This window comes from Actinomadura mexicana, assembly GCF_900188105.1.
In the GTDB taxonomy this organism is placed as follows: domain Bacteria; phylum Actinomycetota; class Actinomycetes; order Streptosporangiales; family Streptosporangiaceae; genus Spirillospora; species Spirillospora mexicana.
The window spans coordinates 152719-166918 of sequence record NZ_FZNP01000007.1; the positions used below are offsets into that span (position 1 = coordinate 152719).

General features: G+C 74.2%; 16 protein-coding genes. 11 read left to right on the plus strand and 5 right to left on the minus strand.

Annotation, left to right across the window (positions count from 1 at the left end; translation table 11 throughout):
- Positions 1–142 precede the first annotated feature (142 nt).
- Positions 143–490: a hypothetical protein gene (locus CHC11_RS19475; RefSeq protein WP_089313186.1), complete on the plus strand. Its 348-nt coding sequence runs from the start codon at positions 143–145 to the stop codon at positions 488–490.
- Between the two features lie 91 nt (positions 491–581).
- Here the strand turns inward: CHC11_RS19475 and CHC11_RS19480 are convergent, their stop codons facing one another.
- The 3 genes from CHC11_RS19480 to CHC11_RS41405 all read right to left on the minus strand — a co-directional run bounded on the left by CHC11_RS19480 (position 582) and on the right by CHC11_RS41405 (position 3264).
- Positions 582–2228, minus strand: a complete 1647-nt coding sequence (locus CHC11_RS19480) for a DUF885 domain-containing protein (protein ID WP_089313187.1) — start codon at positions 2226–2228, stop codon at positions 582–584.
- A 96-nt stretch (positions 2229–2324) separates the two neighbouring features.
- The gene (locus CHC11_RS19485) at positions 2325–2966 is read right to left on the minus strand and encodes a LysE family translocator (protein WP_089313188.1); all 642 of its coding nucleotides are present in this window, start codon (positions 2964–2966) and stop codon (positions 2325–2327) included.
- Positions 2967–3087: 121 nt separating this feature from the next.
- The gene (locus CHC11_RS41405) at positions 3088–3264 is read right to left on the minus strand and encodes a hypothetical protein (RefSeq protein WP_179278905.1); all 177 of its coding nucleotides are present in this window, start codon (positions 3262–3264) and stop codon (positions 3088–3090) included.
- Between the two features lie 765 nt (positions 3265–4029).
- On the opposite strand from CHC11_RS41405, the gene CHC11_RS19495 reads away from it, so the two are divergent.
- From CHC11_RS19495 to CHC11_RS42765, 6 genes are all read left to right on the plus strand, one after another.
- On the plus strand, positions 4030–5046 hold the full coding sequence (locus CHC11_RS19495; RefSeq protein ID WP_089313190.1) for an AAA family ATPase: 1017 nt from the start codon (positions 4030–4032) through the stop codon (positions 5044–5046).
- On the plus strand, positions 5043–6056 hold the full coding sequence (locus CHC11_RS19500) for a DUF58 domain-containing protein (protein ID WP_089313191.1): 1014 nt from the start codon (positions 5043–5045) through the stop codon (positions 6054–6056). The genes CHC11_RS19495 and CHC11_RS19500 overlap by 4 nt, the downstream gene beginning before the upstream one ends.
- Positions 6053–7000, plus strand: coding sequence for a VWA domain-containing protein (locus tag CHC11_RS19505; RefSeq protein ID WP_089313192.1), 948 nt, complete (start codon positions 6053–6055; stop codon positions 6998–7000). The genes CHC11_RS19500 and CHC11_RS19505 overlap by 4 nt, the downstream gene beginning before the upstream one ends.
- 49 nt (positions 7001–7049) lie before the next feature.
- Positions 7050–7664, plus strand: coding sequence for a class I SAM-dependent methyltransferase (locus tag CHC11_RS19510; protein WP_089313193.1), 615 nt, complete (start codon positions 7050–7052; stop codon positions 7662–7664).
- Positions 7661–8212 (plus strand): TrmH family RNA methyltransferase, encoded by a 552-nt coding sequence (locus CHC11_RS19515; protein WP_089313194.1) that lies wholly within the window; start codon positions 7661–7663, stop codon positions 8210–8212. The genes CHC11_RS19510 and CHC11_RS19515 overlap by 4 nt, the downstream gene beginning before the upstream one ends.
- A gap of 317 nt (positions 8213–8529) precedes the next feature.
- Positions 8530–10359: an MFS transporter gene (locus tag CHC11_RS42765; protein WP_245919452.1), complete on the plus strand. Its 1830-nt coding sequence runs from the start codon at positions 8530–8532 to the stop codon at positions 10357–10359.
- A gap of 18 nt (positions 10360–10377) precedes the next feature.
- Here the strand turns inward: CHC11_RS42765 and CHC11_RS19530 are convergent, their stop codons facing one another.
- On the minus strand, positions 10378–10596 hold the full coding sequence (locus tag CHC11_RS19530) for an EF-hand domain-containing protein (RefSeq protein WP_089313195.1): 219 nt from the start codon (positions 10594–10596) through the stop codon (positions 10378–10380).
- 114 nt (positions 10597–10710) lie between these two features.
- Here CHC11_RS19530 and CHC11_RS19535 point away from each other — a divergent pair, with 114 nt between their 5' ends.
- From CHC11_RS19535 to CHC11_RS19545, 4 genes are all read left to right on the plus strand, one after another.
- Positions 10711–11526 carry a glycerophosphodiester phosphodiesterase family protein gene (locus tag CHC11_RS19535; protein ID WP_089313196.1) on the plus strand — a complete coding sequence of 272 codons (816 nt, stop codon included), beginning with the start codon at positions 10711–10713 and terminating at the stop codon, positions 11524–11526.
- A gap of 58 nt (positions 11527–11584) precedes the next feature.
- The gene (locus CHC11_RS41410) at positions 11585–11752 is read left to right on the plus strand and encodes a hypothetical protein (RefSeq protein ID WP_179278906.1); all 168 of its coding nucleotides are present in this window, start codon (positions 11585–11587) and stop codon (positions 11750–11752) included.
- Positions 11753–11828: 76 nt separating this feature from the next.
- Complete coding sequence (locus CHC11_RS19540) at positions 11829–12587, plus strand: DeoR/GlpR family DNA-binding transcription regulator (RefSeq protein WP_089313197.1); 759 nt, start codon at positions 11829–11831, stop codon at positions 12585–12587.
- Entirely contained in the window at positions 12584–13789 is a 1206-nt protein-coding gene (locus CHC11_RS19545) for an MFS transporter (protein ID WP_089313198.1), read from the plus strand. Before CHC11_RS19540 ends, CHC11_RS19545 begins: the two co-directional genes overlap by 4 nt.
- On the opposite strand, the gene CHC11_RS19550 is transcribed toward CHC11_RS19545, so the two are convergent.
- On the minus strand, positions 13779–14069 hold the full coding sequence (locus CHC11_RS19550; protein WP_179278907.1) for a type II toxin-antitoxin system Phd/YefM family antitoxin: 291 nt from the start codon (positions 14067–14069) through the stop codon (positions 13779–13781). The genes CHC11_RS19545 and CHC11_RS19550 overlap by 11 nt on opposite strands.
- Positions 14070–14200 lie beyond the last annotated feature (131 nt).

A 14200-nucleotide genomic window follows, 5' to 3' on the forward strand; every position in this document is an offset into this window, starting at 1 on the left:
GCGGACCCGAATTACGGACATGCCAGACGCGACGAACTTCCGACCTTAAAGCCGCTCGCCTGTCGTTTAGCCTGCTGAACGCGGGCAATCACTAACGCACGAACCTATGCCGGAACTCAGCCGACGCTCGAGAAGAGGCAAGTTGTACCGGACCCACGAGCTGCGCCGCGTCCGGACCGGGGAAACCGGGCTGGAGGAGTGGGCCTGCCCCACATGCGGGCGCCGCCTGCTGCTGCAATGGCCGCCCCGCTACCACAAGACCATCGTCGAACCCGGGGACGAGCGGGCCTGCCACATCGGCAGATCCGACGACATCACCGACTACGTGACCGACACCGCACCCGACACCGCGGGCGCCGGCGCACTGGGCGCGGCCGAGACCCCCGAGACCGACTTGCAGCCCAACCAGCGGCGGTGGCTCCGCGAGACCGGCATCGAGACCTGGAACACCCCCGGCCGCAACCGCCTCAACCCCTCCGAACCCGTCTGACCCCGCCGGCCCCGCCCGTCCTCCCCCGGGCCCTGCGTCACCGCCAGGCGCGATCGCACACTCCACCCACGACACCCTGCCGGGCCACCGGTCACGACCGGGCCAGTTCCGCGCGCAGCAGGTCCAGGCCCATCGGCCCCAGATCCAGCGCCCGCCGATGGAACCCCTTCAGATCAAAGCCCGCGCCCTCCCGGCGCCGCGCCGCCTCCCGCGCCTCCAGCCAGACCCTCTCCCCCAGCTTGTAGGCGATCGCCTGCCCCGGACGCCCCAGATACCGGTCGATCTCGAACGCCACCACCGAATCGGGATCGGGCCCCTTACGCGCCCGCAGGAACTCCAAACCCAGCTCGGGCGTCCACCGCTCCCCCTCATGGAACCCCGCCCCCGCCGGGATCGGCAGCTCCAGATGCAACCCGATGTCCAGGACCACCCGCGCCGCCCGGAACCGCTGCCCGCCCGCCAGCATCCCCAGCCGGTGCGCCGGATCCCGGTAGTGGCCCAGCTCGTCCATCAGCCGCTCCGCGTACAGCCCCCACCCCTCGCAGTGCCCCGGGTGCAGCTCGCTCGACAGGCGCTGGAACCGGTTCAGGCCCCGGTTCAGAGTCGTCACCCCCAACTGGAGGTGGTGGCCCGGCACCCCCTCGTGGAACATCGTCGTCGGCACCGTCCAGGTGACGATGTCGGCGGACGGGTCCTCCACCGTCCAGAACACCGTCCCCGGACGGGACAGGTCCTCGGCCGGCGCCAGGTAGTAGATCCCCGCCTCCACCGGCGGGATCCGGCACTCGATCCGCCGCAGCGGCCCCGGAATGTCGAAGTGCACCCCGTCCAGATCGGCGATCGCCCGGTCCGCCAGCTCCTGGATCCACCCCCGGAACGCATCGGCGCCCCCGACCCGGTGCACCGGATCGGCGTCCAGCGCCGCCATCACCACCCCCAGCGGCTCACCCGGCAGGATCTCCCGCGCCGCGGCCGCCATCTCCGACTCGATCCGCGCCAGCTCCTCCCAGCCCCACGCGTACGTCTCGGCCAGGTCCAGATCCGTCCCGAGGAAGTCCCGCACCCCCAGCCGGTACCGGTCGGCGCCCAGCGCGTCCCGCTCCGGCGCGCACGCCGCCAGCTCCCCCGACAGGAACGACGCGAACCCCTCCAGCGCCGCCGACGCCTCCGACGCCGCCTCCCCCAGGGCGCCCCGCAGCGGCCCGTCCCCGTACCGCTCCGCCAAGCCCGCCAGATACGCCGGGGTCTCCGCGCACTCGCGGGCACTGCGCAGCACCTGCCGCCGCGCCGCCACCCGGCCCCGCCCGCACGCCCGCCGCAACGACGCCCGCAGCCCCGCCAGAGCCCCCGGCAGCGCCCCCATCCGCGCGCGCACCGCCTCCCAGTCGGTGTCCGGCCCCTGGTCCAGCAGCTCCACGGCCATCCGCAGCCGCTGGACCGGCCCGTCGGTGGTGTCCAGGAACTGCTCCCGCACCCCCGCCTCGTCCAGCGCCGCCTCGACCTCCAGCCGCTCCCGCAGCACCGCCGCCGCGATCCGCCCCGCCTCGTCCCGCACCGGGACGCGGCCCAGCTCGGCCAGCGTCCGCCGTGTCAGCTCCGCGCGCGCCTCCAGCCCGTCCGGGCCGTAGTCGGTCAGCCGCGCATCCTGCCCGGCGATCCCCATCAGCGCCGCCAGGCACGGGTCCAGCGCGGCGAACTCGTCCACGTAGCGGTCGGCAAGGCCATCCAGAGCGGTCACCGCCCCAGGCTACGACCCGCGCCCCCAAAAGCGATCATGAGATAGTGCCAAACCGGCGGCCTCCGGCAGCCCTCGGCACCGGCCGCCGGCAGAACCTCAGCGGACCTCGGCCGCAAGCCGCACACCCAGCCCCACCAGCACCACACCCGACACCTGGTCCAGCCGCCGCCGCACCACGGGACGCCCCAGCACCCGCCGCGCCGCCCCCACCAGCCACACCACCGCCGTGTACCAGACCAGGTCGATCAGCGCCCACAGCACCGAGAACCCCACCAGCACCCCCGCGACCGGCCACCCCTCCGGCACGAACTGCGGCAGGAACGACACCGCGAACACCCCCGCCTTCGGATTGGCGAAATTCGTCACCAACCCCAGCCGGTAAGACCTCCACCCCGAACCCCCGGCCCCGTCCGACACCGCGCCCAGATCCTCGCCCACAGCGCCCGGACCGCCACGGCGCGCATGCCACAACGCCCGCACCCCGAACCACACCAGCACCACCGCACCCGCGACCCGCAAACCCTCGTACGCCAGCCGCGACGCCGACAGCAGCGCCGACAGCCCCACCGCCGCCGCCACCCCCCACAGCAGCACGCCCGTCTCGTTGCCCAGCACCGCCGCCAGCCCCGCACGCCGACCCGACCGCATCGACTGACGCATGATCACGACCGTGCTCGGGCCCGGCGCCATCGCGATCAGCACCGCCGCGCCCGCGAACGCGAGCAGACTCTCCAGCATCCCCCCATGCTGTCGGCCCACCGCACCACCACGCAACGCCCATTTCTCCGCACAACGGCCTTTTCCATGCGGGCGAACACCCCGCCACACCCCCTGCGAGGCCCCCTACAAGGGAGCGCCGTCACCCCCACCCGAACCCGACGACGGCGACGGACCCGGCGACGACGGACCCGGCGACCGCGGCGGCACCGACGGCGACGGAGCCGGCGTCGTGGGAACCGGCGACCGGGACGGCACCTGAAACGACGGCGTCGGCTCCGGCGGCGGAGGCGGCGGCTCCTTCGCCACCGGCTGGCACGCGAACAACACCCCCATCAACAACGCCAACACCAGCAACGCCGCCGCCAACCCCACCACGGCCGCCACCAGATTCCGCTCCGGAGCACGCTCCCCCACCGGAACCGGACCCGCGCCCGGCACCGGCCGCGGCCCCTCCAACGCCGGCTCACCCGAACCCAACCAGTACGGCTGGAACTGCGGACCACGCCGGCGCCCACCCCACCGCCCACGCCCCGACCCCTGGAACACCACCGGCTCCAAGAACCGCTCCGCCCCCGCACGATCCGCCTCATACGACGTCGCCACCCACGGCGCCGGCCCATCCGGCTGCGCCGCCACCACCGGCGCCCCCTCCCCCGAACCCGCGACCCGCGCCGCACGCCCCCGCCCCGGCACCGCCGCATTGATCGCCGCACGGAACCGGTCCCGCGCCGCCGCATCACCCGCCGCACCCCGGTTCAGCACCGCCACACTCGCGCGCCGCCCCTCGCCGTCCACCCCCAGGAACACGATCCCGGCAGCGGACTCCGACAAACGCGCCGACAGACGGAACGGCCCCAACTGAGCGGGATCACCCGGCGGCAACGGCCTCGACATGGCCGCAACACTAACAACGACGCCCTACGATCGGCCCCGGGAACACCCCCCGCCGCACCTCCGAACCGATCACCCTCCGCACGCACGTATCCCCGGCGAACGGGTACAAGTGATCGCGTAGGGTCGTAAGGCACCCCATCCGACGCACGAGGACAGGGCACACGACGGACAAGTGAGGGACGCCCACATGACCATCGCCGCCACCGACGTCGACGAGGCCGCAGTCCTCCTGCAGTACTCCCTCGCCGAAGTCAAGAAGGTCATCGTCGGCCAGGAGCACATGGTCGAACGCATGATCGTCGCGCTCCTCGCCCGCGGCCACTGCCTCCTGGAAGGCGTCCCCGGCGTCGCCAAGACCCTCGCCGTCGGCACCCTCGCCCGCGTCGTCGGCGGCACCTTCGCCCGCCTCCAGTTCACCCCCGACCTCGTCCCCTCCGACATCGTCGGCACCCGCATCTACCACCCCTCCACCGAGCAGTTCGACGTCGAACTCGGCCCCGTCTTCGTCAACTTCGTCCTCGCCGACGAGATCAACCGCGCCCCCGCCAAAGTGCAGTCGGCCCTCCTGGAGGTCATGGCCGAACGCCAGGTCTCCCTCGGCGGCAACACCTACCCCCTCCCCCGCCCCTTCCTCGTCCTGGCCACCCAGAACCCCATCGAGTCCGAAGGCGTCTACCCCCTCCCCGAAGCACAGCGCGACCGGTTCCTCATGAGGGTCGACGTCCACCACCCCGCCGCCCACGAGGAACTCCAGATCCTCCAGCGCATGAGCGTCGACCCCCCCGAAGCCGCCCAGATCCTCGACACCGACCGCCTCGCCGGCCTCCAGCGCGCCGCCGAAGAGGTCTCCGTCCACGAACTCATCGCCGACTACATCGTCCGGCTCGTCATGGCCACCCGCGAACCCGACCAGTACCGCCTCCCCGACCTGCGCGGCGTCATCGACATCGGCGCCAGCCCCCGCGCCACCCTCGGCCTCGCCGCCGCCGCCCGCGCCCTCGCCCTGCTCGCCGGACGCGACTACGTCCTGCCCGACGACGTCCGCGCCGTCGCCCGCGACGTCATGGCCCACCGCATCGTCCTCACCTTCGACGCCCTCGCCGACGGCATCGACACCGCCGACGTCATCAACCAGATCCTCGCCGCCGTCCCCCCACCCCGCGTCGTCTGGAACCACGGCGCGGCGGCGGTGACCACCGCATGACCCCCCGGCGCCGGCGCAGCGGCAAACTCGCCCACCTCGCCCCCGAACGCACCCTGCGCCGCCTCGAACTCCAGGTCACCCGCCGCCTCGACGGCCTCCTCAACGGCGAGCACCTCGGCCTGCTCCCTGGCCCCGGCACCGAACTCGCCGAAGCCCGCCTCTACCAGCCCGGCGAGGACGACGTCCGCCACATGGACTGGGCCGTCACCGCCCGCACCACCACCCCCCACGTCCGCGACCTCATCGCCGACCACGAACTCGAAGCCTGGGCCCTGGTCGACCTCACCCCCAGCATGGACTTCGGCACCGGCACCATGATCAAACGCGACCTCGCCGTCGCCGCCCTCGCCGCCGTCGGCTTCCTCACCGTCCGCCTCGGCGACCGCGTCGGCGCCTACCTCCTCCACGACGACGGCATGCGCCGCTGGCCCGCCCGCACCGGCAAGGCCGCCATGTACGCACTCCTCCAAGCCGTCCTCGACGCCCAGTCCGTCGACGACGGCGCAGGACCACGCGCCGGCTCCACCGCCCCGCCCCGCGACCTCGCCGCCGCCGTCGCCTCCCTCGACCGCGGCCAGACCCGCCGCGGCCTGCGCGTCGTCATCTCCGACTTCCTCGCCCCCGACGGCGCCGACCCCGCCGCCGACGGCCCCCACGGCCGACCCGCCTGGGAACGCCCCCTGCGCCGCCTCACCGCCCGCCACCAGGTCCTCGCCATCGAGATCATCGACCCCCGCGAACTCGACCTGCCCGACATCGGCCTCGTCGAGATGACCGACCCCGAGACCGGCACCGTCCACGAGATCGTCCTCAGCCGCCGCGTCCGCGAACGCTACGCCGCCGCGGCCGCCGACCAGCGCGACCGCACCCGCGCCGCCCTGCGCCGCTGCGGCGCCCACCACCTCGTCCTGCGCACCGACCGCGACTGGATCGCCGACGTCGCCCGCTTCGCCCTCCGCCAGCGCCGCGCCGGAGGCCGGCCCGTCACCAACGCGGGAGTGCGCCCATGACCTTCCTGTCACCCGAACGCCTCTGGCTCCTCGGCCTCCTGCCGCTCGTGGCCGCCGCCTACCTGCTCCTGCAGCTGCGCCGCCGCCAGTACGCCGTCCGGTTCACCAACCTCGCACTGCTGTCCCAGGTCGCCCCCCGCCGCCCCGGCTGGCGCCGGCACGTCTCGGCCGTCCTGTTCCTCATCATGATCGCCTTCATGATGTTCGGGTTCGCGCGCCCCGCCACCGCCGTCAAGGTCCCCCGCGACCGCGCCACCATCGTGGTCGCCGTCGACGTGTCGCTGTCCATGATGGCCAGGGACGTCTCCCCCAGCCGCCTCGACGCCGCCAAGGCCGCCGCCAAGCGGTTCATCGGCGACCTGCCCCGCCGCTTCAACGTCGGCGTCGTCGCCTTCGCCGGCAACGCCAACCTCATCGCCGCCCCGACCGCCGACCGCGACGCCGCCGTCGCCTCCCTCGACCAGCTCGTCCTGGCCAAGCGCACCGCCATCGGCGAGGCGGTGTTCACCTCCCTGCAGGCCGTCCGGTCCTTCGACGCCCAGGCCCGCCAGGATCCGCCGCCCGCCCACATCGTCCTGCTGTCCGACGGGGACAACACCACCGGACGCTCGGTGCAGGAGGCCGTCGACGCCAGCCGCCTCGCCCACGTCCCTGTCTCCACCATCGCCTTCGGCACCCCCTACGGCACCGTCGACATCGAAGGCGAGACGACCAGCGTCTCGGTCAACAAGGAGACCCTGAAGAGCCTCTCGGAGAGCACCGAGGGCAAGGCCTACGAGGCCGCCGACGCCGACCAGCTCCGCGAGGTCTACGCCAACATCGGCAGCTCCCTCGGCTTCAGGACCGAGCACCGCGACGTCGCCGCCCGCTACGTCGGCATCGCGCTGCTGTTCGCCTTCGCCGCCGGCGGCGTGTCACTCGCCTGGTTCTCCCGCCTCCCCTGACCGCGCGCACGGCACGGGCGGGCCCCGAACGCTGATACGGTCGGCGCACGTGGGGGAACACTACTTCGCGGAGCGGCCGGGCGCCGCCAGCCGCCGACGCACCGTCGACCTCGTCCTGCCGGACCTGCACCTGCGGCTCGACACCGACAGCGGCATGTTCTCCCCCGACCGCGTCGACCCCGGCACCCGCGTGCTGCTGGAGACCGTCCCCGCACCCCCGGCGACCGGCGACCTGCTCGATCTCGGCTGCGGATACGGTCCCATCGCCATCACCATGGGCAGCCGGTCGCCCCAGGCGAGGGTTTTGGGAGTAGACGTGAACCAACGGGCCATTGAACTCGCTGGAGGCAATGCCACAGCCGCCGGCCTTGACAATGTAAGGTTCAGTCTGGCGGACGAAGCCGACCCCGAGCTGCGGTTCGCGGCGATCTGGTCCAACCCCCCGATCCGCATCGGCAAGGCCGCCCTGCACGACCTCCTCCTCACCTGGCTCCCCCGCCTGGCGCCCGGCGGCCTCGCCCACCTCGTCGTCCAGAAGCACCTCGGCTCCGACTCCCTCCAGAAGTGGCTCGCCGGCCAGGGCTTCCCCACCGAGCGGATCGCCTCCCGGTCCGCCTATCGCGTCCTGCGCGTCGCACCCCGCACGGAAGGCCACACCCGATGAGCACCCCCGACCCCGCGCAGGGACGCCGCCAGCTGCGCCCCACCGACGTCAAGCGCCTCAACCGCGACTGGCGCCGCCGCACCGGCGCCCGCCTCGACCTGCTCGTCGAATCGGTCACCCAGCCCTTCAACATGGGCTCGATCATCCGCAGCGCCGCCGTGTTCGGCGTCGAACACCTCTGGCTCGCCGGCAACGCCACTCCCCCCACCCACCGCAACGTCGCCAAGACCGCCCTCGGCACCGACCGCCTCGTCCCCTGGGAGCACGCCGGCACCGCCGCCGAGGCCGCCTCCGCCGTCCGCGAGGCGGGCCTGCGCCTGGTCGCGGTGGAGCTGACCGCCGACGCCGTCCCCCTGCACGAGGCGCCCCTCGACGGGGACGTCTGCCTGGCCATCGGCAGCGAGGACCACGGCTGCTCCCCCGCCCTCCTGACCGCCGCCGACGCCGTCACCTACATCCCCCAGATCGGACGCGTCGGCTCCCTCAACGTCGCCGTCGCCACCGCCATCGCCCTCGCCGAAGCCCGCCGCCGCGAATGGAGCGCATGACCCGGGCCCTTCCGCAGGTGGGGTCCGGCACGGACGGATCGAGCGCATTCGCCCTAGGCTGGGACCTCGGCGACACCCCCGTGGTGGATTCTCACAAGGCCGACCGGTGCGCGGGCACGCAGGAGGCTCGGCCGAGTGAGGCCACGGGAGAGCCCCAGCCCTAGGGACCCCCGCGAGGCGGGCGGGGATATCGCGTTAGACGGGTGCGCGCTACGATCGGGCCATGCAGTTCCTCATATACGGGTAGACGCTCCCGCCGCCGCAGGTGCGGTGGCGGCTTCCGGCGTCCCCGCAACCCCCTCTGAGGAACGACTCCCGTGACATCGTCCTACGCGGCCGTGCTGCGCACCCCCCACGCCTCCCGCACCTTCGCCTTCGCTTTCCTGGGACGCCTGTCCTACGGGACCGTCTTCCTGTCCCTCACACTGGCGTTCACAGCGACCACGGGCTCCTACGCCCAGGCAGGCGGGCTGCTGGCCCTGCTCGGCCTCACCATCTCCCTCGTGTCACCGGCCCGTGCCGCGCTCATCGACCGGCACGGGCCGCGCCGCGCCCTGGTCCCCATGGCCGCCGCCTACGCCCTCGTCCTCGCCGCCCTCGCCGTGCTGACCTCGCGGCCTGGCGCGCCCGTCCCGCTGCTCGCCGTCCTGACCGTCGCCGGCGGCATCACCGCGCCCCCGGTCGGCGTGGTCATGCGGACGCTGTGGAGCGCCCTCCTACCGGACGGCCCGCTCCTGCGGCGCGCCTACAGCCTCGACACCGTGTCGGAGGAGCTGGTCTTCGTCACCGGCCCGCTCCTGGCGGGACTGCTCGCCGCGGTCGCCGCGCCGTCCCTCGGGGTCGCTCTCGGGGCCGTCCTCATCGCCGCCGGAACCGTCGGGATGGCCGCGTCCCCGGCGGCGCCGCGGCCGGAACGGCATCACCGCGCGGTCCGCGTGCGGGTGTTCCCGCTCGCGCCCGCCATCGCGGCCGCGGCCACCGGTGTCGTCCTCGGGTCGACCGGCCTGCTGGCCGTCGCGTTCACCCAGCGGCACCACCAGCCCGCCGCGGTCGCCTGGGTGGAGGCCGCGCTCGCCGTCGGCAGCACCCTCGGCGGACTCGCCTACGGCGCGCTGAGCCGCTCGGCGCCCGGCCGGTCCCGGCTCGCCGTGCTCGCCTGCCCGCTCGGTCTCGGCCTCGCCGCCGCGGGACTCGCCCCGTCCGTCGCGATCCTGGCCGCGACGGCGTGCGCCGCCGGGCTGTTCGTCGCCCCGACGCTGACCACCGCCTACCTCCTCGCAGACGCCGACGCGCCGCCCGGCGCCCGGACCCGTGCCGTGGCCTGGGTCAACACCGCTCTGAACCTCGGCGCGTCCGGCGGCACCGCCGCCACGGGCGCGGCCCTGGAAGCGCTGCCGCTCCCGGCGTGCTACGCCGTCGCCGCGGCCCCGGCCGTCCTGGTCCCCTTCGTCCTGCTCGTCTTGCCGAAACGGCAACGCAGTTCGCCTCCAGGCGGGGTCACCGCGCACGATCGGAGCATGGACGACACCACCCACCAGGAGTACTGGGACTCCCGCTACTCCGAACACCACCACATATGGAGCGGCGAACCCAACGCCGTCCTCGTGCAGGAGGCCGCCGGACTGGAGCCCGGCACCGCCCTGGACCTCGGATGCGGCGAGGGCGCCGACGCCGTCTGGCTCGCCCGCCGCGGCTGGCGCGTCACCGCCGTCGACATCTCCGGCGTGGCGCTCGAGCGCGCCGCCGGCCACGCCGCGGAGGCCGGCGTCGCCGACCGCGTCGACTGGCAGTGCCGCGACCTGGCCGCCTCGTTCCCCGAGGGGTCCTACGACCTGGTCTCGGCGCAGTTCCTGCACTCCCCCGCCGACATGCCCCGTGAGGAGGTCCTGCGGGCCGCCGCCGCTGCCGTCGCCCCCGGCGGGGTCCTGCTCGTCGTCGGGCACGCCGGGCCCCCGCCGTGGGACCCCGACGCCCACCCGGGCGTGCACCTGCCCACGCCCGACGAGGTCCTCGAGTCCCTCGCCCTGCCGGACGGCGACTGGGAGGTCCTGCGCAGCGACGAGCACGAACGCGTCCAGACCGCGCCCGACGGGCGCACCATGACCCGCACCGACAACGCCCTCAAGCTGCGGCGCCGGGCGCGGTGACCCGCGCGGCCGCCGCCGTCACCGGGAGGTCTGCTCCATCAGCGCGGCGAACTCCTCCAGGGAGATCTTGCCGTCCCGGTTGGCGTCGGCGGCCACCACCACCTCCACGGCGCGGGTCTCGGTGACGTCCTGCCCGAGCCGGGTCATCAGGTTCCTCAGCTCCGCCGTCGAGATGTAGCCGTCGCCGTCCACGTCCACCAGCTCGAAGGTCGCCCTGTAGTCGTTCACGTCCGCCATGCTCGTGCTCCCTCGCCGATCGATTGAGGCGCCGACGCTAGCAGCGGTGCCCCCGCCCCCGCCCTTTACGCAGTAAGGTCAAAACGGGCGGCGAGGTCGGCCATAATCGGACGGGTGCGGCGCTCGTACGAATTCCTCGACCATCCCGGCCCGATCCCCTTCGCCCACCGCGGCGGCGCGGCCGGACGCCCCGAGAACTCGATGGCCGCGTTCCAGCGCGCCACCGACCTCGGCTACCGCTACCTGGAGACCGACGCCCACGCCACCGCCGACGGCGTCGTGGTCGCCTTCCACGACCGCACCCTCGACCGGGTCACCGACCGCACCGGCGCCATCGCCCGGCTCCCCTACGCCGAGGTCGCCAGGGCCCGCATCGGCGGCACCGAGCCCATCCCCCGCCTGGAGGACGTCCTCGGCTCCTTCCCCGGGGCGCGCGTCAACATCGACCTGAAGGACGCCCCCGTCATCGGCCCGCTCGCCGAGACGCTGCGCCGCACCGGCGCCTGGGACCGGGTGTGCATCACGTCGTTCTCCACCCGCCGGCTGGCGCAGATGCGCGCCCGGCTCCCCGAGTTCACCGACCGCGAGGTGTGCATGGCGCTCGGCCCGCGCGGCCTCATGGCGCTGCGCGCCAAGAGCATCGGGGGCCCCACCGCCAAGCTCGTCCGCCTCGCCGCCACCGGCGTCGCCTGCGCCCAGGTGCCCTACGGCCTCGGCCCCGTCCCCTTCGTCACCGAGGCGTTCATCGACCACGCCCACCGGCTCGGGCTGCAGGTCCACGCCTGGACGGTCAACGACGCCGCCACCATGAAGCGCCTCCTGGACCTCGGCATCGACGGCATCATGACCGACGAGCTGGTCACCCTCCGCGACGTGATGGCCTCGCGCGGCCTGTGGTCCCAGCAGGACCCGCCGCCCGCCCCGTCCTGACCCGCGGCTGCCCGGCGACGCGGGCCAGGTCGGGGCGCAGCCTCGGAACGCCCGTGAAGTGCACGGCGCGGATCCCGAGCATCCTGGCGGCCCGCACGTTCTCCTCGCGGTCGTCCACGAACACCACCTCGCCCCGGGCCGCCCCGAGCCGGCCGGGCGGCGCCTCCACCGGCTCGGGCAGCAGTCGGCGCCCACGGGCGGGGACGCGCTGATCACGCCGGCGTAGTCGAAGACGGTGCACGGCATGGCGACTCCTCGGGTTTCGATTGACTTTCGAACATTGAACCTGGTTGATTGAACACATGGAAAGTTCGAAACGGGTGGACATGCTCATCGAGCGGTTGCGAACCACCGAGCGCGTGAGCGTCACGGACCTGGCCGACGAGACCGGTGCATCGGAGATGACCATCCGGCGCGACCTCGACGTGCTCGCCGGGCGGGGCGTACTGCGCCGGGTGCGGGGCGGCGCGGTGAGCCTGCTGCTGCGCGGCGAGGCGATGCCCTTCGCCGTGCGCGAGCACGAGGCCGCGGAGACCAAGCGGCGCATCGCCGCCGAGGTCGACGAGATCCTCGCCGACGGCGAGGCCGTCGTCCTGGACGCCGGGACCACCGCCCTGACCGTCGCCCGCACGATCGCCGGGCGGCGGCTCACCGTCGTCCCCCTGGACCTGCACGCCGCCAACGCCCTCAGCGGGGCCGCCCAGATCCGGCTGCTGGTCCCGGGCGGGCGGACCACGCCCGGGGCGCTGGCCTTCACCGGGCCGCTCACCGAGGCCTCGCTCGCCGCGCTGCGCGTGGACACCACCGTCCTCGGCGTGTGCGGGCTGTCGGCCGAGCACGGGCTGACGGCGCACGACCTGGACGAGGTCCCGGTCAAGCGCGCGGCGATCGCGGCGGCCCGCCGCACGGTCGCGGTATGCGACGGGGCCAAGTTCGGCCGCAGCGGCCTCGGCCTCGTCTGCCCGGCCACCGCCCTCGACATGGTGATCACCGACCGGTCCGCCCCCGGCCCCGCCGTCGCACGGCTGCGGGACGCCGGCGTGGACGTCAGGCTCGTATGACCGGCGCCGCCGCCGGAACGGGCGGATCACTGCGGGCGGCCCGGCTGGCCACCTTCGCCTACTTCACCCTGGCCGGATTCCTGCTGGGGATGTGGATCGTCCATATTCCGCCCATCGAGCACCGGACCGGGATCGACCACGCGGTGCTCGGACGGGTCCTGCTGCTGCTCGGCGCCGGCGCGGTCGTCGGGATGCGGGTCGCGGGCCCCCTCACCGACCGCGCCGGCGCCCGCGGGGTGGCGCCGCTCAGCGCCGCGGCGGCCGGTGCCGCGCTGGTCCTGCCGGGCCTGGCGGGCGGCGCCTGGACCCTCGGCGCGGCACTGCTGGTCCTCGGCGCCGCCCACGGAGCGCTGGACGTCGCCATGAACGCCCACGCCGTCCAGGTCGAGCGTGATTACGGAAGGCCCGTCATGGCCGCCTTCCACGCGGCCTTCTCCCTCGGGGGAGTGCTTGCCGCCCTGGCCGGCGCCCGGACGCTCACCTGGGGGTGGAGCCCGGCGGCGACCTTCGGCATGGTCGCGATCCTGAGCACGGCCGTGGGCGCGGCGGCGGCTCCGGCGCTGCTGCGGTCCGGTGGAACGCCGGACACCGCCGCCCCGCCGGCCCGCCGGCGGACGCCCCGGCGGATCCGGGGGCTGGCCGCCCTCGCCTTCATGATCATGCTGTGCGAGGGGGTGGCCAACGACTGGAGCGTGCTCCACCTGCGCGATCTGGGCGCGTCCCCCGGCACCGCGGCGCTCGCGTTCGGGGCCTTCTCCGCCGCCATGACCGGCGGGCGCCTGCTGGCCGACCGGGTCGCCGCGCGCTACGGGCCGGTGGCCGTCCTCCGCAACGGCACCGTCCTGGCCGCGTCCGGCCTGACGGTGGCGGCGCTGTCGCCCTGGGCCGCGCCGGCCCTGATCGGCTGGGCCGTGCTCGGGGCGGGGCTGTCGGGAGCGGTCCCCCAGTTGTTCAGCGCGGCGGGCCACCATGACCGGGGGTCCTCGGGCGCCAACGTCTCCCGCGTGGCCGGGCTCGGCTACCTCGGGATGCTCGCGGGGCCCGCCGTGATCGGCCCGCTCACCCGCGCCGTGCCGCTCGGCCTCACGCTGCTCCTGCCGGTGGCGCTGTGCGTCGTCGCGGCCGCGGCGGCGGGGCTCGTGCGCCCCCGGCCCGGCGCCGGTCTGCGCCGCACCGGTCGCGAGACCGAGGTCAGGGCCTGAATCCGGGCGGGCGGTACTCGGCCGCGATGCGCATGGGGGGCTGCGGCTGCTGCTGGGGCCGTTCCGCGGGACGGGACGGCTGCCCGGGCGGGACGGTCCCGCCGACCTGCAGGTCGGCGCGCTGGGAGCGGACCGTCTCCAGGAGCTCCAGGTCCTCCGGGGAGACCAGGGCGGCCATCACCCTGCCCCGCCGCGTCAGCTTGACGGGCTCGCCGGTGTAGGCGACCCGGTTCACCAGATCCGCGAACTGGGCGCGTGCTTCGGTTACCGGAACATCCACGTGATTCATCGTATAGCGAAACACCCCGCCCCCTTCTGGCCCTCCCGCGGGCAGTGGAATAGAGTCCGTACGTAGTGTACAAACTGTACAGATGATCAAGGAGGCCATGTGAACGGCGAACCGTGGCGACA